We start from the raw sequence: 23,500 nt of genomic DNA on the forward strand, positions 1-23,500 counted from the left end.
GGATACCGGCCCCTGCGTCACCCGCGCACCTCCGTACGGCCGCGCCACCACTGGTCGAAAACGAGATTCACGCCCACCGAGAGCGCGATGATCAGCATCGCCGGGAGGGCGACCGCCCACGGCTGGATGAACAGCCCCGTCCGGTTGCGGTCGACCATCGCCGCCCAGTCGCTGGCCTGCGGCGACACCCCGACGCCCAGGAAGCTCGCCGACGCGACGAGGTAGATCGCGCCGGTGAACCGGGTGCCGAAGTCCGCGGCGAGGGTCCGCGCCATGGCCCTGGCGACGTAGCCGATGGCGATGCGCGCCCAGCTCTCCCCCTGCAACCGCATGGCCTCCACCGACGGCCTCGCCGACAGCGAGAGAGCGGAGGCGCGGGCGATGCGGATGACGTCGGGGAGGTTGATCAGCACCACGATGCCGATCAGCACCCACAGCACGTTGGGTGCGATCGACGCGAGCAACAGCAGCATCAACATCGAGGGGATCGCGAGCACCACGTCCAGCGGCCGCATGACGACCTCGTCGAGCAGCCGGTTCCTGGTCATCCCGGCCAGCAGGCCGATCGGCACCGCCAGCGCGTACGTCGCGGCGGTCGCGACCGCCGCCACGAGCACGACCGACCGGCCGCCGAGCAGCACCTCGTTCCAGACGTCGCGGCCGACGAAGTCCGTCCCGAACAGGTGCCCGCCGCCGAGGGTGAAGGCGACGTCCTTGGACACGTCGCCGGAGGCGAACAGCGGCCCGAACAATGCGAGCAGCAAAGGAATCCCGAGCAGCACACCCCCGACGACGTACCTGCCGACCGCACGCCCGCCGTTCCGCTCGACCGCCGCCTCGGGGCGCTTTTCCTTCCGCTGCGCGGGCTTCGCCTCCACCGGCGCCACGGGATCCATCCCCTTCGGCTCTCCTCTCATCGCGCCGCCTCCGAAGCCGCCGGGGCCAGGATCCGGGCGACGACGTCGGCGGCGAGGTTCACCAGCACCGTCGTCGTCGCCAGCACCACCGCGAGCCCCTGGATGACCGGCAGGTCGCGGGCCGAGACCGCTTCCACCAGCGTCGTTCCCAGTCCCGGCACGACGAAGATCGCCTCGATCACGATCACCCCGCCGATCAGCCAGTCCGTCGTGCGCGCGAGCTGCTGCACGGCGGGCGCGATCGCGTTGGGCAGCGCGTGCGCGAGCTGGACGCGCACGCTCGACAACCCGGCCCGGCGCGCCTGCCGGACGTATCCGGAGCGCAGCGCCTCGATCATCCCCGCGCGCACGAGCCTGCTCAGCGAGCAGATCGGCCGCAGCAGCAACACCACCACCGGCAGGACCAGCACCGCGGGACGGCTGAGCAGGTCGGCGCCCACCGCCGTCGGCGGGAACCAACGCAGCTGCACCGCGAACACGGTGACCAGCACGATTCCCATCGCGAACTCCGGCACCGAGTACAGGCCCAGCGTGCTGGTCGTGATGACGCGGTCCGCGGTCCGCCCCTCGCGGTTGGCCGCGAGCACGCCGAGTGCCACCGACAGCGGAATCACCAGCGCCAGCGTCAGTCCGGCCAGCAGCAGCGTCGGACCGAACGTCGAGGCGATGACGTCGCTGACGGCGCTCGGTCCAATCAGCGACCGCCCGAAGTCGAAGTGCAGCGCGCCCACGACCCAGTCCCACAGCCGCAGCCAGGCGGGTTCGTCGAGGCCGAGCTGCGCGCGCAGCGTCGCGATGACCGCCGGGTCGGGGTTGTCCCCGGCGATGGTCACGGCCGCGTCGCCCGGCAACGCCTCCACCAACGCGAAGACGACCACCACGACCACCAGCACCTGCACCGCGCCGAGCAGCGCGCGGCGCAGGACGTAGCGCGGGAGGCTCACCCCAGCCACACCTTGTCGAACCGCGCCCAGTCGAGGGTGTTGGCCGGTGCCCGGTCGTCCACCCCGCCGACGTTGGTCGCCGTCGCGACGATCCAGTCCGACACGCCCCACCACACGAAGCCGCCCTCGTCGTGGAGCTGCCGCTGCATGTCCAGGTAGAGCTGCGCCCGCCGCGCCTCGTCCGTTGTGGACTGCGCCTGGTGGTAGAGGGCATCGAACTCCGGGCGCTGCCACTTGGTGTTGTTGGTGGTCGACGTGCTCAGCAGCCGCTGCGAGATGTGGGACTCGATCGGCATCGCGCCGGAGCGGTAGCTGGCGATCACGCCCTGCTTGGAGATGTCGGACCAGTAGGTGTCCTTGTTGCCGAGCTTGACGTTGAGCGTCACGCCTGCCTTCTTCGCCTGGTCGGCGATGGCCAGCGCCGCCTCGCGCAGGCCGGGCGACACGTCGGAGGTGTCGAGGTCCAGCGTCAGGTTCTCCACGCCCGCCTGCCGGAACAGCGCCCTCGCCCGGTCGATGTCCTGGTGGCGCTGGGGCAGCGCGTCGGCGTAGTACTGGTAACCCTTGCCGAACAGGTCGTTGGCGACCTCGCCCGAACCCTGCAGGACCGAGCGCACCAGCTCCTCGCGGTCGATCAGGTGGAAGAACGCCTGCCGGACCTCCAGCCGGTCGAACGGCGGGCGGTCGACCTTCATCGCCAGGGCGTGGAAGTTGCTCTTCGGCAGCCGGTGGATCGCCACCTGGCCGGTGCTCTCATGGCTGCGCGCGGTGGTCGCGGTCAGATCGTGGGCATACTCGACCTGACCGCCCAGCAGCGCGTTCACCCGGGCCGCCTCGTCGTTGCCGACCAGGATCTCCAACTCGTCCAGGTACGGCGCACCCTCCCAGTAGTCCGGGTTGCGGGTGGCCAGGAACGACCTGCCCGGCTCGAACGAGGCGAACCTGAAAGGCCCCGAACCGACGGGCCGGTCGAAGTTCTCCGCCCCCTCCGGAACGATGTAGGCGCCGAGCGTGGAAAGCGCGTTCGGGAACTCCGCGTACGGGCGCTTCAACCTGAACTCCACGGTGCGGTCGTCCACCGCCCTGCTGCCCGCCAGGTCGATGACCGACAGGCTCGCCTTCGCCCTGCGGGTGCTGTCCGGGCGAAGGATGCGCTCGTAGCTGTACAGGACGTCGGCGGCACGCACCGGGCGCCCGTCGTGGAAGTTCGCCTGCCGCAACGTGATCCGCCAGGTGAGCAGGTCGGCGCTGGACTCCCAGCGCTCGGCCAGCCTGGGCTGCGGCGACATGTCCGAGCCGTAGTCGGCGAGCTTTTCGAACAGCGCCTTCGCCCGCGCGATCTCCGAGTAGAGGTCGGTCGCGTGCGGGTCGAGCACCTCGTCGGCGCCGCCGCCCGGGAACGCGGCGCGCAGGCGCCCGCCTGGGCGCGCGGCGCCCGGGCCGGGGGCCGAGCCCGCGCCCGCGCAGCCGGCGAGGGCGGCCGACGCGGCGGCAGCCGCGGTGAGGCCGAGGAAGCCGCGGCGGTGCAGGCGCGGCCGGTCGGCCGCGTACGGGTCGGAAGGCATGGGGATTTCTCTCCATTCAGGACGGTGGAACCAGGACGTGGACGCGGGTCGACGGCGGGAGTTCGCCGGAAGCGGGACGACGTCGTCACCGGAGGACGCGGACGGCAGGTTCGCACAGACTAACGAAAACGATAATTCTTTTCGACAGTTCGGGTCAAGGACCCCGCAGCCGGCATTCGCCCCCGGAAAGCCAGGCCCGCGACGGCGAATGCCGAGGCACAGGCCGAGCAGTCCGGGGTCAGTGCCTCGATGCGAGTGGGCCGCGGTCCCGCGGCGGGACCGCGGAGTTCGGCTCGCGCTACGCGGCGACTACACCACTCCACCTCCGCCACGGGCTCGCGCGACGAAGTGCAGCCGGTCACCCGCCAACGCCTCGGACAGCGGAGCCTCGGCGTGCCAGGGCGCGTCCGTGCGCGGGCCCGGCTCGTCGAACACCGCCAGCACCTCGAAACCGGCCCGCTCCAGGTACGAGCGCAGCTCCAGCGGGAACAGCAGGCGCCACGCCGAGCGCTGGTCGAGCGGTTCCGGACAGCCCGGCCAGTCCCAGATCCGCCTGCGCCGCAGCAGTTGCGCCGCGTGGTCGATCCAGAGCGTGGTCCGCGACCGGTATCCGACGCCCTCCCACTCCACGGTCCGCTCGCGGACGCCGTCGAGGAGCTCGGTGTTGCCGAGGAAGAACGCGCCGTTGCGCATCTCGGCGACCAGCAGTCCGCCCTCGACGAGATGCGCGTGGCAGAGCCGGAGGAAACCCTCGAGCTCCTCGTTGGTGTGGCAGTAGAGCAGCGCGCTGTCCAAGCACGTGATGACGTCGAACCGCCGCGCCAGCGCGAAGGACCGCATGTCGGCGACCACGAACTCCCCGCCGGGGCACTGCCGCCGCGCGTACTCGACCATCCGCTCCGACGAGTCGAGCCCGGCGACATCGCGGCCGCCCAGGCTCCAGTACCGGGCGTCGCGCCCCGTGCCGCACCCGATGTCCAGCAGCGAACCTGCGTCCGGACCGCCGAAGCGGCGGACGACGTCGTCGACGAAGCGTGCCGCGACGTGCTCCGGGTCGGGGAACTGCTGCTCGTAGAGCGCCGGGTTGTCGGTCAGGAAGTTGCTGCTCGCGGCCTGGACTCCGGCTCGCTGCTCCTGGTCTTGGACTCGTCGCGACACCCGTCTGCTCCTGTTCTGCTTCCCCCGCACCGCCCCGGCGCGCCCGGGTCGAGAATTCCCTTGCGTTCCAACAAGATCACCGCTGCCGCCGAGGTCAGCCCGATCAGCACGCACAGCGCTGAAGGCAGCCACGCGGCCGCGTCCATCGCCCAGCCGACGAGCGCGTTGCCGCCGGCGGCGATCAGTCCCGACGCCAGGTAGAACACCCCGAAGTAGGTGCCCGACAGCGTTTCCCGGCCGAACGACGGGATCAGCTCGTTGACGAAGGGCTGAGCGAGCATCAGCCCCACCGCCAGGCCGAACGCCGTGACCAGGACCGGCAGCAGCCGCAGCGCCGTCGCGCCCGGACCGTCGCCGGCGTTGCCGGCCGGGACCAGCACCGCAGCCAGCGCGGTGACGGCGAACGCCGCGCCCATGACCGCCATGCCCACGGCGATCGAACGCCCGCGGGACCACCGCCGCTGGTACCGCTGGGTGATGCGCACCTGGAGCGCGAGCGTGGCGACCGTCGAGACCAGGAAGATCACCGCCACCGGCGCGGAAGAGCCGGTGAGTCGCGCCGCCTCCATCGGCAGCACCAGGTAGAGCTGGTTCTGCAGGGCGAACATGCCGGTCAGCGCCGCGGTGAAGGCGAGGAAGCGCCGGTCGGTGAGCACCACGCGCCAGTCGCCCAGCACCGATGTCGCCGCCCGTTCGACCCGGCGCACCGGCAGCACCACGACCTGCGCCACCGTCAGCCCCGCGAAGATCAGCGCCGCGACCATCGCCGAAAGCTGGAAACCGACCGCGATCAGCGCGCTGCCGAGCAGCGGGCCGAGCAGCGCCCCGGTGTTGGCGAAGATGTTGAACAGCGAGAACGCCTCCGCCCGCCGGTCGCCTGCCTCCTGCGCGAGGTAGGCGCGCACCGCGGGGTTGAACAGCGCTCCGGCGAGGCCGCTCAGCACCGACGCCAGCACCAGCACCGGCACCGACGGCCCGAACGCGAAGAGTCCGAAACCGACCGCGCGCAGCGCGCAACCGGCGACGATGACACCTCTGGCCCCGAGGCGGTCGGCGGCCGAGCCGCCGAGCAGGAACAGGCCCTGCTGGCTGAGGTTCCGCACGCCCAGGACGATGCCGACGACGGCCGCCGACATCCCGAGGTCGTGCCCGAGGTAACCGGACAGGTACGGGATGAGCAGGTAGAAGCCGGTGTTCACGCCGAGCTGGTTGACCAGCAGGACCTGCACCGCGACCGGGAAGCTGCGGATCAGGCGCCAGGTCTTCACGTCTCCCCCGCCTTCCGCACGCATAAGCCGGCCTGGCCGACCACGCGAAGGACGCCGTCCTCGCCGCCGATCCCCGTCCACGGGTCGTGGGCGAGCAGCAGGTGGCCGTCGAGGTCGACCCAGCGGGCCAGGCCCGCGAGGTGCACCGCGGGCGCGATGCCGAGGGAGCTCGCGACCAGGCACCCGAACATCACCTCGACGCCGCGGTCGCGTGCGGCTTCGACGATCCGCATCGCGGCGCGGATGCCGCCGCACTTGGCCAGCTTGACGTTGACGCCCCGCACCGAGTCGCCCAGCGCGCGCACGTCGTCGAGCCCGGCGGCGTCCTCGTCGGCGATTACCGGGACCGGTGACCGCCGTGCCACCTCGGCGAGCAGGTGCGGTGTCCCGGCCGCGATCGGCTGCTCTACCGCTTCGACGCCGTGCTCCCAGGCGGCTTCGAGCATCCGGACCGCCTGTTCCGGTTCCCAGGCGCCGTTGGGATCCAGCAGCAGGCGCGCGTCCGGTGCGGCCCGCCGGATCGCGGCGATCCGTTCCAGCTCCGGCTGCTCGTCGGCACCGACCTTGACCTTGATCAGCTCGAATCCGTGCGCTGCCAGCGATTCCGCGGTCTCGGCGGACTTCTCCAGCGAGGTGATGCCGATGGTGCGGGCTGTCGGGACGCGTTCGGGGCGCGGCGCACCGACCAGTTCGTGCACCGCGACACCGCGGAGCTTCGCGACGAGGTCGTGCAGCGCGGCGTCGATCGCGGCCAGCACCCCGGGGGCGTCCGCCGAGAGCGGACCGTCCGGCAACGACCCGAGCAGGCTTTCCGGGTCGGAGGTCCCTTCGACGACGTCCCGGTTCGACTCGAGCAGCGCTTCGATGCGTGCCACGTCGAGGTCGTAGAAGACGCTCGTGACGACCTCACCGAAGCCGACGACGCCGTCGTGCTCGATCTCCAGGGTGACCGCGCCCCGCTCGTGCATGACCGAGCGCGAGATGCGGAACGGCTCGCGGAGCCGCAGGTTCCCAGCAGTCCAGCGGAACTTCACGCCGGCACCTCCACGAGGGACAGCGGGTCGAGAACCGCGCGGCACCGCGCCCAGCCATCGACCTCGTCCAGCCCCGGGTGCGCGATCTCCACCGGCCGGGTGGCGACAGGAGTGTCGATGAGCCCGCGCGCCCGGCAGAAGTCGTCGTCGAAGATCGTGTGCAGGTAGCGGTGCGGGCCGTCCGGGAAGACCGTGACAACCCGCGCGCCCGCCTCGACCCGCGCCACCCACGCCGAGACCAGCGCGACCGCACCGGTGCTCCAGCCGCCGCTGACGAACGAGTGCTCGGCCAGCGTCCGGCACGCCTGCACCGCCTCGGCCGGCCCGACCCAGTGCACCTCGTCGAACTGCGCGTAGTCGACGTTGCGCGGGTGGATGCTGCTGCCGAGCCCGCGCATCACCCGGGGCCGCGCGGGCTGGCCGAAGATCGTCGACCCGACGGTGTCCACTCCGACCAGGCGGATCGACGGCCAGTGCCTGCGCAGCGCCCGGATCGTGCCGGCGCTGTGCCCGCCGGAGCCGACGCTGCACACCAGCACGTCGGCCGCGCCGAGCTGGTGGACGATCTCCTCGCCCAGCGCGGCGTAGCCGGCCGGGTTGTCGGGGTTGTTGTACTGGTCCGGCCAGTAAGCGCCGGGCAGCTCGCGGCACAGCTCCCGCACCCGGTCCAGCCGCGCCTGCTGCCAGCCGCCCACCGGGTGCGGACGGTCGACGACCTCGATGCGGGCGCCGTGGGCCCGCAGCAGCGCCCGCATGCCCGCTTCCAGCTCCCGGTCGACGACCAGAACCACCGGATGGCCCAGTGCCTGCCCGGCGAAGGCGAGCCCGAGCCCGAGCGTTCCGCTGGTCGACTCCACCACCGGCGCGCCCGGCCGCAGCTCCGCCCGGTCGCGTGCACCGGCCAGCATCGACAGCGCGGCACGCGCCTTCATCCCGCCGACGCTGACGCACTCCAGCTTCGCCCAGAAACCGGGGTGCGGCTGCGGGAGCGGCGTGGTGATGCGGGCCAGCGGGGTGTCCGGCAGCAGCGCGAGGAGGTCGGGGTTGCCGGTCGGCACCCGCTCCTCGATCCGAACAGTCAACAGGTGTCCTTCCCTCTCGAGGTGGTTGCGCGCGGCTGCGCCGAGGCAGGCGCGCGAGTGCGCAGAGGCACCGGCGGAAAGTGCTCTCTACACCGAGTAGCGGTAGATCGAGGTCGGCCCGCCGTCGAGCCAGAAGAACGGGTAGGGCTCGGCGGAGACCGCGGTGACGCCGGAGCCGATGAACCACGGCAGCACGGCGCTGGCCGTCTGCGCGAACAGCACGAACGGCTTGCCCGTCGCCCGCGCGTGCTCCAGCAGCGGCTGGAAGGTCCCGTTTCCGACGACCATGCCCGAGGCGAGCACCGCGTCGCAGCCGTCGAGCGCGGCGTTGGCGTCGGTGGCGATCGGCTCGCCCCATTCGGTCACGCCGCCCTTGCGGTCGCACGGCACGTACCCGCAGCCGCGCTCCCGCAACTGCTGGAGCAGGGAGTTGACCACGCCGACGACGAGCACGCGCTCCGGTTTGCCGGGGATGAGCCCGACGACGGACCTGGCCCGCTGCACGGACTTGTGCAGGGAGTTCCCGCGCCCGATCACGACCTCTTCGGCCCGGCGCGCGTGCGGCCCGGTCCACATCAGGAACGCGTCGAGCGCCGCCGTGCGCACCGCAGCGCTCGGGTGGTGCAGCAGTTCCCGGACCGGGGTGCCGACGCAGTCGAGCACGACCTCTTCGGCCAGCTCGCCCGGCTCCACCGCGCACGATCCCACCGCGTCCTCGACGCGCAGGCTAAGTACGTGGTTGCGGTACGAGCACTCGCGTGAGGCGTGCCGGACCCCTTGCTGGGTGAGGAACCCGAGGCTGGTGGTGGCGTCGGCGATCGCGGGCGAGATCCGTCCATCCAGGACCAGGCGGACGAGGTCGTCGAGCGATTCGACGCGCGGAGCTCCAGGTTCGCCCGGTCCGGTTCCGGATTCGGCGTTCGCGACGGCATTTCCTCCGAGTGCGGTGTTCACGTGGGCACTTCCTCGGCGTAGCGCACGTCCAGGCCGCCGACCAGCGCCTCCGCCCGCTCCCTGGCACGCCCCGGGTCCGGCGCGGTCACCATCACGTGGCCCAGGTAGTTGTTGTTGCTGGTCGCGGGACCCGAGCGGTGACCGGAGGACTTGAACTTCCAGTCCACGACGCCGTCGGCCCCGGCGAGCTCCTGGATGCCGGCGACCTCGCCGATCACGCCTTCCTTCGGCGGCAGCAGGAACGAGATCGCCGCGCTGCCCGCCCCGGTCTCCGCTCGTTCCAGCGCGGGCTCCTCACCGAGCGCCACCTGCGCGTAGGCGGCGGCCAGGTCGACCCCGGTCACCCGCCGGACCAGCTCGGTGATCTGGTTGCCCGCCGGCCTCGGGTTGACCTCGACGATTCGCGGGCCGTCCGGGGTGAGCTTGAGCTCCGTGTGCCCGACGACGTTGTCCAGGCCGAGCGCCTCGACCGCCGCGACGGCGGTCTCCACGACCGCGTGCTCGGTGTCGAGGTCCAGCGCCGCCGGGAACATGTGCCCGGTCTCGACGAACCACGGCGCCCCGGCGATGCTCTTGTCCGTCACGCCGATGACCGACGTCCGGCCCCGGAAGGTCACCGTCTCGACGCTCACCTCCGGGCCGGTGAGCAGTTCTTCCAGCAGCACCAGCGGATTGCGCCGCTGCCCGCGGGCATTGACCGGGAACTGCCGGAGGGCGGCGTAGGCGTCGCGCAGCTCCACGTCGTCGGTGACCTTGCGCACGAACATCCCCGCGCACAGGTCGACGGGCTTGAGCACGAGCGGGTAGCCCAGCGCGGCGGCGGCCTCCTCCAGTCCGCCGGCGCTGTCGGCCAGCGCGAACGCCGGACCGGGCACACCCGCTTCGCGCAGCGCGCGCCGGGTGAGGTCCTTGCTGCACGCGCGTTCCACCGCCTCCGGCGGCGCGCCGGGCAGCCCCAGCCGGGCCGCGATGTGCGCGACCGCGGGGAGGTAGTAGTCGCACGAGGTCAGCACCCCGTCGAACCCGAGCACCGGCTGCAACCGCGCGACGTGCTCGGCCAGCGCCGCGATGTCGTTGGTCTCGGTGGTGAGCAGGTTCTCCGCCCCCAGCAGCGGGTGCGCCCCCGGCACCGGACTGGATCGCAGGTAGTGGTGCATGTCTCGGGTGATGAAGCTGAACCGGTGCCCGGATTCCCGGATGCCCCGGGGAAGCAGTGCGCTCATCGCGCCTACCCAGCTCTCGACCATCAGCAGGTGGCCCACGGAGCTCCCTCGTTCATGGTTGTTCACGACGATCGGCGATGATAATCGTTGTCAATAAGGTCCACAACCTTCGATCGTGTAGCACTGGAAGTGACTAACCGTGACCGCTCTGCGCCTCTGCCTCACCACCGCACTCGCGACGTCCCTGCTCGCCGCCGGCCCGCCGGCCGCCGCGCAACCGCACTTCGGCCCCTGTCCACCAGGCGTCGCAAGCAGCGATGACAACCCCGCCGAAGCTCCGGTCGAATGCGCGACCGTCGACGTCCCGCTCGACTACGGCGCCCCGGACGGGCGAACACTGCCGGTGGCGATCTCCCGCATCCGCGCCACCGGCACGCCGCAGGAGTACAGGGGCGCTCTGCTGGTGAACCCGGGCGGGCCGGGCGGTTCCGGACTCGGCTACGCGGCGGAAAAGCGGGCCAAGTTACCCGAGCCGGTCCAGCGCTCCTTCGACGTCATCGGCTTCGACCCGCGCGGAGTGGGTCGAAGCGCACCCGTCGACTGCGGTCCCGCGGGCGGGCTTTTCCAGCACCCCGCGCCCGATCCGGTGCCCACCGACCCGGCGAGCGAGCACGCCTACCTCGGGCAGTTGCGGCACCTCGCCGGCGACTGCGCGCGCAACGTCGGTGAAGTCCTGCCGCACATCGGCACCGCGAACACCGCACGGGACATGGACGTCATCCGCGGCGCGCTGGGGCAGCGGGAGCTGAACTTCCTCGGCGTTTCCTACGGCACGTACCTGGGCGCCGCCTACGCGGCGCAGTTCCCCGAACGGACCGGCCGGATGGTGCTCGACAGCGTCGTGAGCCCCGACGCCTGGCACGACTTCGACGTCCAGCAGGGTTTCGCGATGATCGAGCAGCGCGACGTGCTGTTCCGCTGGATCGCCGCGAACCCGTCGCTCGGGCTGGGTGCCACACCGGAAGAGGTGCGGGCCGGCTACACCGAGGCGCGAGCCCGTCTCGGCGCGCATCCGGCGGCGGGCGGCGTCGGGCCCGCCGAGTTCGACCGGTTCGTGTACCGGACGCTCTCCCGCACCGAGCGGTGGGAACCGTTCGCCCGAGCGTTGAGCGCTTTCCTCGCCTCCGGCGACGCGTCCGGGTTCGAACCCGCCGAGCCGGAAGGCGATCCGGAGTCCCGCAACTACGAAGCGGCGCTGCGGACCGTCAAATGCGCCGACAGCGTCCGGACGAGCGCGGACGAGGTCGTCCGCGACGTCCGCGCGCTGCGCGCGGCAGACCCCCAGCCCGTCCTCACCGGACTCGAAGCGACGACGTGCGCATTCTGGCCCGCGCCAAGGGAAACCGCCCGCCTCGGCAGCCCCGCGATGCCCCCGGTCATGCTCACCCAGGCCGCGCACGACCCCACCACACCGCCGGCCGGTGCTCGACGGATGCAGCGGGTGCTGCCCGGTTCGCGGATGGTCACGCTGGACGACAGCTACTCCCACGGCGTGTTCGCCAGCCAGCGCAACGCCTGCGTCGACGACGCCGCCGCGGCCTACCTCGTGAGCGGACGGCTGCCGCGCGAGGACGTCGAGTGCGCCGGCGGCGGGCTACCGCAGGTCGCGGGGTGACCTCCGAGCCATAGCGCAGCCTTAAAGGAAGGCTATTACCGAGGTGCGGCGGCGGCCGCCACAAGGGTCTGATCTGAACCCTGACCAGCAGTGATGTCCGCATAATGCGGGAAATCCGCGGCCTGGAGCACGGCCGTGCCCGTGGGCCATGATCCGTGCGCCCCGAACGAGTGCTCCGGAAACCGGTGCCCCGACACCGCGATCCGGCAGGAACATGAGGAGTTTCGACGTGAACCTGCGCCGCAAGGCTGCTGCCGCCGCCACCCTCGGTGGACTGTCCGTCGTCGCCACGTTGCTCGCCCCGCAGGCGGCGTTCGCCCACGGGGACATGCAGGCCCCCGCCGGGCGGGCCTACACCTGCTTCCTCGAAGGTGCCGAAACCCCGCAGTCCGAGGGCTGCAAGGGCGTCGTCGCCGAGAACGGCACCGCGCCGATCTACGACTGGATGAGCAACCGGATCGGCGACGCGAACGGCAGGCACCAGGAGCTGATCCCCAACGGCAAGCTGTGCAGCGCCAACAACCCGCAGTACTCGGGCTTCGACAAGCCCGCGACCGCGTGGCCGACCACCCAGCTCAAGACCGGTGACGTCACCTTCGACTTCAAGGCGACGGCCAAGCACAAGGGCTACTTCGACCTCTACATCACCAAGGACGGCTGGGACCCGTCGCAGCCGCTCGGCTGGGACGACCTCGAAGCCCAGCCCTTCATGCACGTCGAGAACCCGCCGGACACCGCGGAGGGCTACTCCCTGGCGGGCAAGGTGCCGGAAGGCAAGACGGGCCAGCACGTGATCTACACGATCTGGCAGCGCACCGACAGCCCGGAGGCGTTCTACTCCTGCTCGGACGTCGTCTTCGGGCAGCAGGGCACCGCGCGGACCGAACAGCTCGAAGCCGCGAAGCCCGCCGACGCCACCCCCGCGGCCGCCCACGACCACGGGTCGCACGCGACGGGCGGATCGCACGAGTCGCACGGATCGCACGCGGGGCACCAGCCCGCGCCCGCTGCCCCGGCGCCCGCCCCGGCCGCGCAGTCGCCGAGCCTGTGGGAGCGGTTCGTCGGCATGTTCGGCTGATCCCGGGTCGCGCGCGAGTCGGCGCGGCCCACGCGAAGGGGCCCTTCCCGCTGCCGCGGCGGGAAGGGCCCCTCCTTCTCCCACCCGTCAGCCGGCGCCGATTCCGGTGATCGACCGGACCTCCATCTCCGCCGACCGGCGCCTGCTCACCTGCCCGCCACCGAGCAGGGTGCCGACGTAGCCGCACAGGAACGAGACCGGGATGGAGACGATTCCCGGGTTGCTGAGCGGGAACCACGCGAAGTCCACCCCGGGCGCGATCGAGTCCGGCGAGCCCGACACCACCGGCGAGAAGATCACCAGCAGCAGGCACGAACCAAGACCGCCGTAGATGCCCCAGAGCGTGCCCCGGGTGTTGAACCGCCGCCAGAACAGCGAGAACAGCAGCGTCGAGAGGTTCGCCGAGGCCGCGAACGCGAACGCCAGCGCCACCAGGAACGCGATGTTCTGCCCGTTGACCATGATGCCGCCCCCGATCGCGGCCGCACCGATCACGACCGCGGTCACCCGCGCGACCCGCACCTCCGAGTCGGGGTCGGCCCTCCCGCCGCGCAGGATGTTGGCGTAGACGTCGTGGGCGAACGAAGCCGACGCCGTCAGCGTCAGGCCGGCGACCACCGCCAGGATCGTGGCGAAGGCGACCGCGGCGATGACGCCGAGCAGCACCGTGCCGCCCACCCGGTAGGCCAGCAGCGGTGCCGCCGAGTTCTGCCCGCCAGGTGCGGCGAGGATCGCCTCGGTACCGCTGATCGCACCCGCGCCGTAGCCGATGACGAGCGTGCAGATGTAGAACAACGCCATCGTGCAGGTCGCCCACACCACCGAACGCCGGGCCTGCCTGGCGTCGGGCACGGTGTAGAAGCGCATCAGCACGTGCGGCAGCCCGGCGACGCCGAGCACGAGCGCCAGGGACAGCGAGACGAAGTCCAGCTTCGTCATGGCGTTCTCGCCGTACTGCGCCCCCGGATCGAAGATCCGCTCACCCAGCGGGTTCTTCTCCGCGGCCTGCTGGAGCAGCGAGGTCAGGCTGAACCCGAACTTGCCGAGCAGGAACAGCGTGATCAGCAGGACGCACAGCATCAGCATCGCGGCCTTGATGATCTGCACCCACGTCGTGCCCTTCATGCCGCCGACCAGCACGTAGGCGACCATGACGAAGCCGACGACGGTGATCACGACGGCCTGGCCACCGCTGCTGTGCACGTCGAGCAGCAGCGCCACCAGCCCGCCCGCGCCCGCCATCTGCGCGATCATGTACGCCAGCGAGATCACGATGGTCGACACCGCGGAGGCGGCCCGCACCGGACGCTGCCGCATCCGGAAGCTGAGCACGTCGCCCATGGTGAACCGGCCGGTGTTGCGCGTGAGCTCGGCCACCAGCAGCAGGTTCACCAGCCAGCCGACGAGGAACCCGATGGAGTACAGGAACCCGTCGTAGCCGTACACCGCGATCGCCCCCGCGATGCCCAGGAAGGACGCCGCCGACAGGAAGTCGCCGGAGAGCGCGATGCCGTTCTGCGCGCCGTTGAAACCGCCGCCCGCGGCGTAGTAGTCCGACGTGGTGCCCATGCTGCTGGCCCGGTAGACCACGAACAGGGTGATCAGCACGAACACGCCGAAGATGCTGATGTTGAGCACCGGGTTGGCCGCGATCACAGCGGATCACCTCCGAGGTGGCGGTCGCGCAGCTCGGCGATCCGCGGATCGAGCTCGCGGACCGCGAAGCGCACGTAGAGCGCGGTGATCAGCAGCGTCGAGGCGAACTGGCCGATGCCCATGACCAGCCCCACGTTGATCACGCCTGCCAGCCGGATCGACATGAAGCCCGGGAAGTAGGCGGCCAGCACGACGTAACCGAGGTACCAGACCAAGAACAGCACGCTCATCGGGAAGACGAACGCGCGCAGCCGGTAACGCAGTTCGAGGAAGTCCGGGCTCTCGGCGATGTCGACGAAGTCCGGCGGGGCCGCCGGGCCAGGCGCCACCGAGGTCTGTTCGATCGCACCGAAGGTGGCAGGTCGTCTCCCGCCCGCGGATCTCGTCGGCGGCGGGGACTGGGGTGGATGGGGCATGCGTCCTTCCAAGCGGTCGGTCGTCGCGCGCGGGACCACCGGACGGCACCGCCTGCCGCCGCGTTTCGCGCGTTCCACGTTTTCGTACGGCTTCGCGAATCCCTTGGCGCCGACAACCGCGAGCTGGATGTCCCCAGCGACGCCAACAGCGCCGGAAGTTTAGCGACAGATTCGCGCAGCGGAAGATGCCGCAGCGACACAGCACACGCTTTGATGAATTCGCCGGTCACGGACAGTTCCGGATCATGGTCGGAGCTGGTCGGACACCCGCCCGGAAGCCGCTTTCACGGCCACTCGGCGAATCGGCGGCGTGATCAGGTCGTCCCAGGTCAAGAGCGTTCTTCCGGCAGCGGGCGGCCGTTCGTCGGCGCGCGAGGAACGAGCCGGAACCGTTGTTCTAACCGAGTGATGCGCAATTCCAACCTATCAGGTGAAAAAGTGCTCCCCGCTCCGGCGACCCCGTTCACAATCGGTGTCCGCCGGTTCGCCGCCTCGGTGCCGACCTGGCGCGAACGATCTTCTTCGCACGAAATGTCGCTGGTCAGCAAGGTGAAACGAAGAACGTTGGACGATCGTTAGTGTCCTGTAGTCTTCTGCAACTGACAACCGGAGATCAAAAGCGACCAGCGGGCGGATGCATACGCCCCGGCAATCGCGACCTCACACATTCGGGTGCAAAAACCGTACCGGCCGGCCCGAAAGCATCCCGGAACGGCACTCTGCCGCACCGGGAGAACCGCCACGCAACAACGAACGATGGGCTGCACCTTGCCCACAGACGAACGCGCTGTTGGCGAAATCGATTCGACCGCGCGGGAAGGGACTGCGTCGTGAGCAGCGGATCCGACAACGCACCCGCGGCCCCGATCCGGGCGTCCGCGTGGTCGCGCGCCGCCTGGCGGATCACGCAGTGGCGCAACTGGAGGCTGGCGTCCAAGCTGACCGCGGTCGTTCTCGTCCCGGCGGTCTTCGCGCTCGGCCTCGGCGTGCTGCAGATCCAGGACCAGATCGAGCACGCCTCGGGCTACGCGGGCATGGGCCGCGTGGTAACCGCGGCCGGTTCGGTACGCACCACCGTCGGCCACCTGCAGGACGAGCGGACCCGTTCCGCGGAGTTCCTCGCGGGCGGCCCCGTGCAGCCCCAGGCGCTGCAGGACCACTTCACCACCACCGACCGCGCGCTGGAGCACCACCTCCAGGTTCTGCGCACCCACGTCGGCGACAACGTCGTGGTGCGGCTCGCGCGCCAGGACGCCGACCGCAAGACCGCCGAGATCCCTCAGCTGCGCAAGCAGATCCTCGGCACCCACCTCGACCCCGGGGTGGCGGTCAACTCCTACACCGAGATCATCGGCGCGCTGCTGGCGCTGGACCGGGCGCTGATCAGCCAGATCTCCTCCGCCGAGCTGACCGCCACCGCGATCAGCGTGCACGAGCTGGCCAAGATCGGCGAAGAGGTGCGGCTCCAGCAGGCCGTGGTCCTCATGGGACTGACCAGGGACCGCCTCAACGCCAGGGACATCGCGCTGCTCGGCTCCAGCGAGGCGCGCCGGTCCGCTGCGCTGCGCGAGTTCCGCGCCACCGCCGCCCCGCAGGAGCGGATGGCCTACGACCGGATGTACACCAGGCCGGAGGTCTCCAGCCGCGAGACCACGCTGCAGATGGCGATGACCGAACGCAGGCCCGGCGAGTCCGAGCTGTCGGCGATGCAGGTCGCCCCGGCGATGTGGGACCACCAGTCGCGGGCGGCGCTCAGCGCGCTCGGGGGAATCCAGTCCGGGCTGGAGCAGCGGTTGCACGACACGGCGTTCACGTTGCAGGACAACTCCAGCAACCTCGCCGGTCTGGAGTCGGTGATCCTGCTGACCGCGCTGATGCTGGCAGGTGCGGTCGCGGTCCTGGTCGCCCGGCAGCTGCTGGTGTCGCTGGCGCTGCTGCGACGCAGCGCGCTGGACACGGCCAGCACCCAGCTCCCGCTGGCGGTGTCGGACATCCTGGCCGGGTACGACCCGGACGAGATCGAACAGGTGCCGGTGCGCACCACCGAGGAGGTCGGCGAGGTCGCCAGGGCCTTCGACACCGTGCACTCCCAGGCGGTGGCCCTGGCCGCCGAGCAGGCCGGTCTGCGCCGCAGCTACAGCGACTCGTTCATCAACGTCTCGCGCCGCAGCCAGAGCCTGCTCGAACGCCAGCTCCGGCTCTTCGAGCAGCTCGAACGCGACGAGGAGGACCCCGACCAGCTCGCGACGCTGTTCCAGCTCGACCACCTGGCCACCCGGATGCGGCGCAACAACGAGAACCTGATGGTGCTCTCCGGGTCCGACCTCGCCCGCCGGTTCACCCGGCCGGTCCCGCCCGCCGACCTGGTGCGCGCGGCGGTCTCCGAGATCGAGCACTACCCGCGGGTCATCGTGCAGCCGCTGCCGGAAGCCAGGATCCTCGGCTACGCGGCCAGCGACCTGGTGCGCCTGCTCGCCGAGCTGCTGGACAACGCCGCGAACTTCTCCGCGCCGCAGACCAACGTGATGGTCACCGGGCACCGGCGCGGCGACGGGGCGCTGGTGATCGACATCGTCGACCGGGGCATCGGCATGGCCCCCGACGAGCTGGACGCGGCCAACGAGCGGCTCCTGACCGACGGCGAGATCGAGCTGTCCACGTCGCGCCGGATGGGGCTGTTCGTCGTCGGCAGGCTCGCCGCCCGCCACGACATCGACGTCGAGCTGCACCCCGGCCCGGAGGGCACCGGGCTGCGGGCCAGCGTCGAGGTGCGCGCGGAGCTGCTGGTCGAGGTACCGCCTTCGCCGGCGGCGGCCAGGATCAACGGGGTCGTCCACCACGAGACGCCGGTGCCGCAGGTCAGGAGCGAGGACACCCTGGTCGAGGAGTTCGACTGGGAGGCCGCCGAGCACGACGCCGCGGCGGACACCACGGGACACGACACCGCCGGGCAGGCGCCCCCGGTGCGCAACGGCTTCCACCTGCTCAACCCGGAGCCCGAGACCGAGGTCCGCGAACCGGTCATCCCGGCCCAGCCGTCCCCGCTCCCGCAGCGGAGTCCTGGCGGTCACGGCAACAACGGGACGCCGCGGCACGAGGGCGTCAACGGCACACCGCAGCGCGCCGCGAACGGCTCACCGCAGCACGAGAGCGCGGGTGGACCACCTCAGCACGCGAACCCGGGCACCACCGCGTTCCAGCCCGGCGCCAACGGTGCCGCCTTCCACGGCGGTGCCAACGGTGCGGCTTTCCAGGGCGGCGCGAACGGTGCGGTTGCCCACGGCGGCGCGAACGGTGGGGTTGCCCACGGCGGTCCGAACGGTGCGGCTTTCCACCGCGGCGCCAACGGAACGCGGTTCCAGCACCGCACCGGCGGGGCGCAGGCCGGAGCGAACGGCGCGCGTTTCCACGGCGGCGCGAACGGCGCACCCCAACAGCACGCGGCGCCGGTGCAGAACGGCTACGACCTCCCGACGCCCATCTTCGACGACCTCGCGTCCGCCTGGTTCCAGGTCTCGCAACCACCGGACCCGGACGGCGTGGACGGTGCGGGCGGCAGCGTCCGGTGGCCCGCGCGTCCCGCCGACGACGCCGTGTACGACCCGGAAATCGCGACGCACACGGAGAAGTTCCCGGCCGCGCGCCCGGATTCCGAGCTGCCCCCGGGTGCATCGGCCGACGTGTTCGGGACCGCCGACGATGCGGCGGACGGTGCCGGCACCAACTGGGCGTTCCCCAACGACCAGGCCCGCCGCCACGCCGAGGAGGTCTCGGCCGCCGAGCCGGAGGACTACACCTCTGTCGGCCTGCCCCTCCGCGTCCCGCGGGCGAACCTGATCGCGGGCAGCGCCGCCGGCTCCCAGAACGGCGATCCGGCGCTCCTGCAACGCGATCCCGACGTCGCGCGGGGCAGGCTGTCCAGCTTCCAGAACGGCCTGCGCCGCGGCCGGCACCGGCAAGAGCCCACCGCGGAGGCCGCGCCGGCCGTACCGGAACAGGCCACGCCGATCGCCCTGCCCGCACCAGCACCGGTGCCCGACGGCAGCGACGAACCGACGGAGCTGGTGCACCCGGTCGAGATCGAGAACGCGCCCGCTCCCCCCGACGAAGAGGTCGACTACACCTCCGCCGGTCTGCCCCGCAGGAACCCGCGCGCGCAACTGCTGCCCAGCGGGAGTGCGGCGGGCCAGCCGGCCGCGGCGCCGCGGCGCGACGCCGACCTGATGCGCGGCAGGCTCACCAGCTTCCAGCGCGGTGTCCGCGAGGGCAAGCACACCCTGCGCGAGCACGCCGACGGCGCGGCCGAGTAGCGCAGGCGGCGGGGAGCACAACCAGTGAACAGGACAGGAGGCGGTATGAACCCCCATCAACTCCAGCCGAGCCAGTTCGGCTGGCTGGTCACCGACTTCACCGAAAGGGTGCCCGGGGTGGCGCACGCGGTGGTGGTGTCCGCGGACGGGCTGCTGCTCACCGCGTCTGCGAAGCTGCCGACCGACCGGGCCGACCAGCTCGCCGCGGTCGCCTCGGGCCTGCTGAGCCTGACCCAGGGCGCCGCGCGGTGTTTCGAGGCGGGTGCGGTCACCGAGACGGTGGTGGAGATGGAGCGCGGCCTCATGCTCCAGATGGCGATCAGCGACGGCTCGTGCCTGACGGTGCTGGCCGCACCGCACTGCGACATGGGGCTGATCGCCTACGAGATGGCCATGCTCGTGGAACGCGTCGGTCAGATCCTCACCCCCGAACTGCGTTCCCAGCTGCAGGGCTCGAATCGAGTGATGACCGGTCAGTCGGTGTGAGGGCGCCATGACCACTGGTTCGGACTCACCAGGGCGGCATTCGTCCGACGCCGACGCGATGGCCGAGGTCTTCAGCCGGTTCACCCTGGACAGCGGTCGCGGCCGCAGACGGCACCGCGCCGCCGACGAGGGCACCCAGCCCCGCGGTGCCGTCCATTCCCGCGGTGCCGTCCATTCCCGCGGGGACGCCGAGCACCACGTGGCCGCCGCGCGCGAGTCCGACCAGCCCGCCCACGAGACCCCTTGGCCCGCGGAGGAACCGCTGGAGGACGAGGAGGCCGCCGAAGCGGCGGAAGCGCGGCCGCACGACCAGGCCGAAGGCGGTGCGGAGTCGGCGGCGGCCACCTACATCCGGCCCTACGCCTGGACCGGCGGGCGAACGCGGTCGAACCACCGGCTCGAGTTGGAGACCCTGGTGTCCACCAGCGAGATGTGCCGGCCCGCGGTGCTGCAGCGGTTGGAGCACCACTCGATAGCCGGGCTCTGCCAGCACCCGCGGTCGGTGGCCGAGATCGGCGCGCTGCTGGGCGTGCCGCTGGGCGTCGTCCGGGTGCTGATCGGCGACATGGCGGACCTCGGGCTGATCACGGTGCACCGGACGGTCAGTGAGAACGGGAGCACCTCGCACCTGGACCTGATGGAGCGGGTGCTGAAGGGACTTCGCCGACTGTGATCCGCATGGCTCCGTACCACGTGGCATAGCACTCGACCCCTGAGATCACCTGATCCGACAAACCTGAGGTGGCCTGACCATGACATCTGAAACGCGTTCACGCCCCGCGCAGGCGCGCAGAACCGCGACGACGACCTCGGCGAAGATCGTCGTGGCCGGCGGCTTCGGAGTCGGCAAGACGACATTCGTCGGTTCCGTGTCGGAAATCGTGCCGCTGACCACCGAAGCAGTGATGACCGAGGCGAGCCGCGGCATCGACGACCTGCACGCCACGCCGAACAAGCGGACCACGACCGTCGCCATGGACTTCGGCAGGCTGTCGCTGGACTCCGACCTCATCCTCTACCTGTTCGGCACGCCGGGTCAGCACCGGTTCTGGTTCATGTGGGACGACCTGGTGCGCGGCGCCATCGGCGCGGTGGTGCTGGTCGACACCCGCCGCCTCGCGGACTGCTTCTCGGCGATCGACTTCTTCGAGGACCGCGGGCTGCCCTACGTGGTCGGGCTGAACTGCTTCAACGCGCAGATGTACCACCGGATCGACGACGTCCGCGAGGCGATCGCCGTCGGCTCGCACGTCCCGATCGTCACCTGCGACGCGCGCAACCGCGAGTCGACCAAGCAGGCGCTGATCGTGCTCGTCGAGTACGCCATGCGGTGGTGGATGCACCGCGGTTCGTAGTCTCCTGGCGGGGTTCGTGGTCTCCAGACCGAGGTTCGTGGTCGCCACGCCGGAATGCGCGCCGCCGCGGCGACAGTCCCCGCTTCATCGCACAGGCGAGCGCAAGGGAACTTTCCGCCAGGGGTGACGAGAAAGTTCCCTTGCTGTCCGAGGAATCCGGCAGCGCCGTCCGGTCCTGCCGCCACCGCGGCGCGGTGCCGATGACCGAACACCGGCGCTGCGACGGGGAAATCACCTCCCTTCCTCCAGCTCACCCGCCGTACGGGAGTTCGCCCTCCGGCCAGTACGGGCTCTGCTGCTGGGGGTACGGGCTCTGCTGCTGCGGATTGGGGCTCTGCTGTTGCGGCGTTTCGCCGGACGTGGTCTGGGGTGCCCTGTCCTCGACGCTGCCGAGCGTCACCTCGACCTGACGGGGGTTCTCGCCGCGGGAGTCGCCCACCGTGAGCGTGACCTTCGAACCCGGGGCGTGCGCGCCGATCTGCGCCATCAGGTCCGTGAACGCGGTGACGGACTTGTCCCCGACCTTCAGGATCGTCTCGCCTTCCTTGATCCCGGCCTTGTCCGCCGCGCCGCCCGCGACGACCTGGCTGACCGTGGCGTGCCCCTCGACGCCGTCGGTTCCCGTGACGCCGAGCTGCGGCTTGGTCGCCACTCCCTTGGCGATGATCTCGTCGGCCACCCTGGCCGCAGTGTCGACCGGGATGGCGAAGCCGAGTCCGATGTTGCCCGCCGACGAGCCGCGCCCACCGCCCTGGCCGGACAGGATGCTGGAGTTGATGCCGATCACCTGGCCGTCGAGGTTGACCAGCGGACCACCGGAGTTGCCCGGGTTGATCGAGGCGTCGGTCTGGATGCCGTTGTAGACGACGGCTTCGCCGTTGTCGCCGGAGACCTCGACGGTCCGGTCCATCGCGCTGACGATCCCGGAGGTGACGGTGCCCTCCAGCCCCAGCGGCGAACCGATCGCCACCACCGGCTGGCCGACCTTCAGCGCGGAGGACTTGCCGAGCTGGGCGGGCACCAGGCCGTCCACCTGGTCGAGCTTGATCACGGCGAGGTCGTAGGACGGCGCCGTGCCGACAACCTTCGCCGAGGTCTTGCGGCCGTCCGAGAGCGTCACGGTGATCTCGCCCTGGTCCGCGACGACGTGGTTGTTGGTCAGCACGTAGCCGTCCGCGGTGAGCACCACCCCGGTGCCCTCGGAGCCGCCGGTGCGGGACTTCACGGAGATGTCCACCGTGCTGGCCGAGACCTTCTCCGCGGCGAACTGCGCGGTGCCGGTCTGCGAGCTGACCTGCTGGCCCTGGACGGGGTCCTGCTGGCTGAGCGGCGAGGTGCCGCCCGTCCCCTGCGCGAGCAGGTACCCGCCGCCTGTTCCCGCCGCGCCGCCGACGAGACCGGCTATCAGCGCGGCCGCCACTATCCCGCTGCTCACGCGTCTGCTCTTGGGTGGTGGCGGCGCCGGTGCGGTGTGCTGGAAGGCCGGCCCCGCGGGCGTGGCGCCAGGTCCGTGCTGGGCGGCGTCGGCGTTGTGGGGAGCTGGGGTCTCGTCTGGTCTCATGCGGCTGACAGTGCCCGCCGATGCTGAGAACAAGCTATGGATTCCCTGTCGAATCCCACCCCAACTCGGCGTGGTGCTGCCGGATTCTCACAGGTTGCGGTCCGCTCCGGCGGCGTCTCAGTTCTTGACGCGGTAGCGGAGGTAGACCGTGCCAGCGTCGAAGCGGCGCTCCGCCAGCAGCTCCAGCTCCAGGCGGAGGCCGTCGGGCAGCGCGCGCGTGCCGCCGCCGACCACGACGGGCGTGACGAACAGGTGGCATTCGTCGACCAGCCGGGCCCGGAAAGCGTGCTCGGCGAGACCCGGTCCGCCCACGAGGAGGTCCTGCTTCGCCGCCGCCTTCATGCGGTGGACCGCGTCGGGGTCGAACTCGCGCTCCATCCGGGTGCGGGCGGTGGACACCGACTCCAGCGTCGTGGAGTACACGACCTTGTCGGCCGACCGCCAGATCTCGGAGAACTCCTCCGAGAGCGGCGACTGATCGGGCAGCGCCTCCGGGTCGTCCCAGCCCGCCATCGTCTCGTACATCCGGCGCCCGTAGAGGTAGGTGCCCGCCGAGCGCTCCAGGTCGTTGATGAAGGCGTGCACCTGCGCGTCCGGCACGGCCCAGTCGAAGTTCCCCTTCTCGTCGGCGATGTAGCCGTCGAGCGAGGTGATCGCCGAGTAGACCAGCACGCCCATGCTCAGCCCCTTCTCCGGACCGGACCGCCGCCGGTCCCCGCCGCCGGGTAAGGCCCCGCCACGTCACCCACCAGCGTGGACGGGCGTTGCGCAGGATGCTACCGCCACCGGACGACACCGCGCGCTCGTGACGGCCGGGAAGCCGGAGCGTTCCGGCCTGTTGAAGAACGGGGGTGGAATTCGCGGCGACCGGCAGGCAA

At 71.2% G+C, this 23,500-nt stretch carries 19 protein-coding genes; 6 read left to right on the plus strand and 13 right to left on the minus strand.

What is annotated here, in order from left to right; genetic code table 11:
• Positions 1-17: 17 nt before the first annotated feature.
• The 9 genes from HUO13_RS31665 to HUO13_RS31705 all read right to left on the minus strand — a co-directional run bounded on the left by HUO13_RS31665 (position 18) and on the right by HUO13_RS31705 (position 10,184).
• Positions 18-896, minus strand: a complete 879-nt coding sequence (locus HUO13_RS31665; RefSeq protein WP_249124217.1) for an ABC transporter permease — start codon at positions 894-896, stop codon at positions 18-20.
• A 17-nt stretch (positions 897-913) separates the two neighbouring features.
• Positions 914-1,861 carry an ABC transporter permease gene (locus HUO13_RS31670; RefSeq protein WP_211898587.1) on the minus strand — a complete coding sequence of 316 codons (948 nt, stop codon included), beginning with the start codon at positions 1,859-1,861 and terminating at the stop codon, positions 914-916.
• The gene (locus HUO13_RS31675; protein WP_211898588.1) at positions 1,858-3,426 is read right to left on the minus strand and encodes an ABC transporter substrate-binding protein; all 1,569 of its coding nucleotides are present in this window, start codon (positions 3,424-3,426) and stop codon (positions 1,858-1,860) included. Before HUO13_RS31675 ends, HUO13_RS31670 begins: the two co-directional genes overlap by 4 nt.
• Before the next feature lie 309 nt (positions 3,427-3,735).
• Positions 3,736-4,584 carry a class I SAM-dependent DNA methyltransferase gene (locus tag HUO13_RS31680; protein WP_211898589.1) on the minus strand — a complete coding sequence of 283 codons (849 nt, stop codon included), beginning with the start codon at positions 4,582-4,584 and terminating at the stop codon, positions 3,736-3,738.
• Positions 4,518-5,852 carry an MFS transporter gene (locus HUO13_RS31685; protein WP_249124218.1) on the minus strand — a complete coding sequence of 445 codons (1,335 nt, stop codon included), beginning with the start codon at positions 5,850-5,852 and terminating at the stop codon, positions 4,518-4,520. The genes HUO13_RS31680 and HUO13_RS31685 overlap by 67 nt, the downstream gene beginning before the upstream one ends.
• Entirely contained in the window at positions 5,849-6,886 is a 1,038-nt protein-coding gene (locus tag HUO13_RS31690) for a dipeptide epimerase (protein WP_249124219.1), read from the minus strand. Before HUO13_RS31690 ends, HUO13_RS31685 begins: the two co-directional genes overlap by 4 nt.
• The gene (locus HUO13_RS31695) at positions 6,883-7,968 is read right to left on the minus strand and encodes a PLP-dependent cysteine synthase family protein (RefSeq protein WP_211898591.1); all 1,086 of its coding nucleotides are present in this window, start codon (positions 7,966-7,968) and stop codon (positions 6,883-6,885) included. Before HUO13_RS31695 ends, HUO13_RS31690 begins: the two co-directional genes overlap by 4 nt.
• Positions 7,969-8,055: 87 nt before the next feature.
• The gene (locus HUO13_RS31700) at positions 8,056-8,922 is read right to left on the minus strand and encodes a Rossmann-like domain-containing protein (protein ID WP_211898592.1); all 867 of its coding nucleotides are present in this window, start codon (positions 8,920-8,922) and stop codon (positions 8,056-8,058) included.
• The gene (locus HUO13_RS31705) at positions 8,919-10,184 is read right to left on the minus strand and encodes an ATP-grasp domain-containing protein (RefSeq protein ID WP_211898593.1); all 1,266 of its coding nucleotides are present in this window, start codon (positions 10,182-10,184) and stop codon (positions 8,919-8,921) included. The genes HUO13_RS31700 and HUO13_RS31705 overlap by 4 nt, the downstream gene beginning before the upstream one ends.
• 100 nt (positions 10,185-10,284) lie before the next feature.
• Between HUO13_RS31705 and HUO13_RS31710 the strand changes: the two genes are divergently transcribed.
• Positions 10,285-11,760 carry an alpha/beta hydrolase gene (locus HUO13_RS31710; RefSeq protein WP_249124220.1) on the plus strand — a complete coding sequence of 492 codons (1,476 nt, stop codon included), beginning with the start codon at positions 10,285-10,287 and terminating at the stop codon, positions 11,758-11,760.
• A gap of 229 nt (positions 11,761-11,989) precedes the next feature.
• A complete protein-coding gene (locus tag HUO13_RS31715) occupies positions 11,990-12,838 on the plus strand; it encodes a lytic polysaccharide monooxygenase (protein ID WP_211898594.1) in 849 nt (282 codons plus the stop codon).
• A gap of 87 nt (positions 12,839-12,925) precedes the next feature.
• On the opposite strand, the gene HUO13_RS31720 is transcribed toward HUO13_RS31715, so the two are convergent.
• Together HUO13_RS31720 and HUO13_RS31725 are read right to left on the minus strand one after the other, a co-directional pair.
• Entirely contained in the window at positions 12,926-14,494 is a 1,569-nt protein-coding gene (locus HUO13_RS31720; RefSeq protein WP_211898595.1) for a solute symporter family protein, read from the minus strand.
• Positions 14,491-14,910, minus strand: a complete 420-nt coding sequence (locus tag HUO13_RS31725) for a DUF485 domain-containing protein (protein WP_211898596.1) — start codon at positions 14,908-14,910, stop codon at positions 14,491-14,493. Before HUO13_RS31725 ends, HUO13_RS31720 begins: the two co-directional genes overlap by 4 nt.
• Positions 14,911-15,740: 830 nt before the next feature.
• Between HUO13_RS31725 and HUO13_RS31730 the strand changes: the two genes are divergently transcribed.
• From HUO13_RS31730 to HUO13_RS31745, 4 genes are all read left to right on the plus strand, one after another.
• Positions 15,741-19,220: a nitrate- and nitrite sensing domain-containing protein gene (locus HUO13_RS31730; RefSeq protein WP_211898597.1), complete on the plus strand. Its 3,480-nt coding sequence runs from the start codon at positions 15,741-15,743 to the stop codon at positions 19,218-19,220.
• A gap of 45 nt (positions 19,221-19,265) precedes the next feature.
• A complete protein-coding gene (locus HUO13_RS31735) occupies positions 19,266-19,706 on the plus strand; it encodes a roadblock/LC7 domain-containing protein (RefSeq protein ID WP_211898598.1) in 441 nt (146 codons plus the stop codon).
• A gap of 7 nt (positions 19,707-19,713) precedes the next feature.
• The gene (locus HUO13_RS31740) at positions 19,714-20,379 is read left to right on the plus strand and encodes a DUF742 domain-containing protein (protein ID WP_211898599.1); all 666 of its coding nucleotides are present in this window, start codon (positions 19,714-19,716) and stop codon (positions 20,377-20,379) included.
• A 79-nt stretch (positions 20,380-20,458) separates the two neighbouring features.
• Positions 20,459-21,061, plus strand: a complete 603-nt coding sequence (locus HUO13_RS31745) for a GTP-binding protein (protein ID WP_211898600.1) — start codon at positions 20,459-20,461, stop codon at positions 21,059-21,061.
• A gap of 250 nt (positions 21,062-21,311) precedes the next feature.
• On the opposite strand, the gene HUO13_RS31750 is transcribed toward HUO13_RS31745, so the two are convergent.
• Positions 21,312-22,622, minus strand: a complete 1,311-nt coding sequence (locus HUO13_RS31750) for a S1C family serine protease (RefSeq protein ID WP_211898601.1) — start codon at positions 22,620-22,622, stop codon at positions 21,312-21,314.
• A gap of 117 nt (positions 22,623-22,739) precedes the next feature.
• A complete protein-coding gene (locus HUO13_RS31755) occupies positions 22,740-23,300 on the minus strand; it encodes a dihydrofolate reductase family protein (RefSeq protein ID WP_211898602.1) in 561 nt (186 codons plus the stop codon).
• Positions 23,301-23,500 lie beyond the last annotated feature (200 nt).

It is taken from the genome of Saccharopolyspora erythraea (genome assembly GCF_018141105.1).
GTDB classification, from domain to species: domain Bacteria; phylum Actinomycetota; class Actinomycetes; order Mycobacteriales; family Pseudonocardiaceae; genus Saccharopolyspora_D; species Saccharopolyspora_D erythraea_A.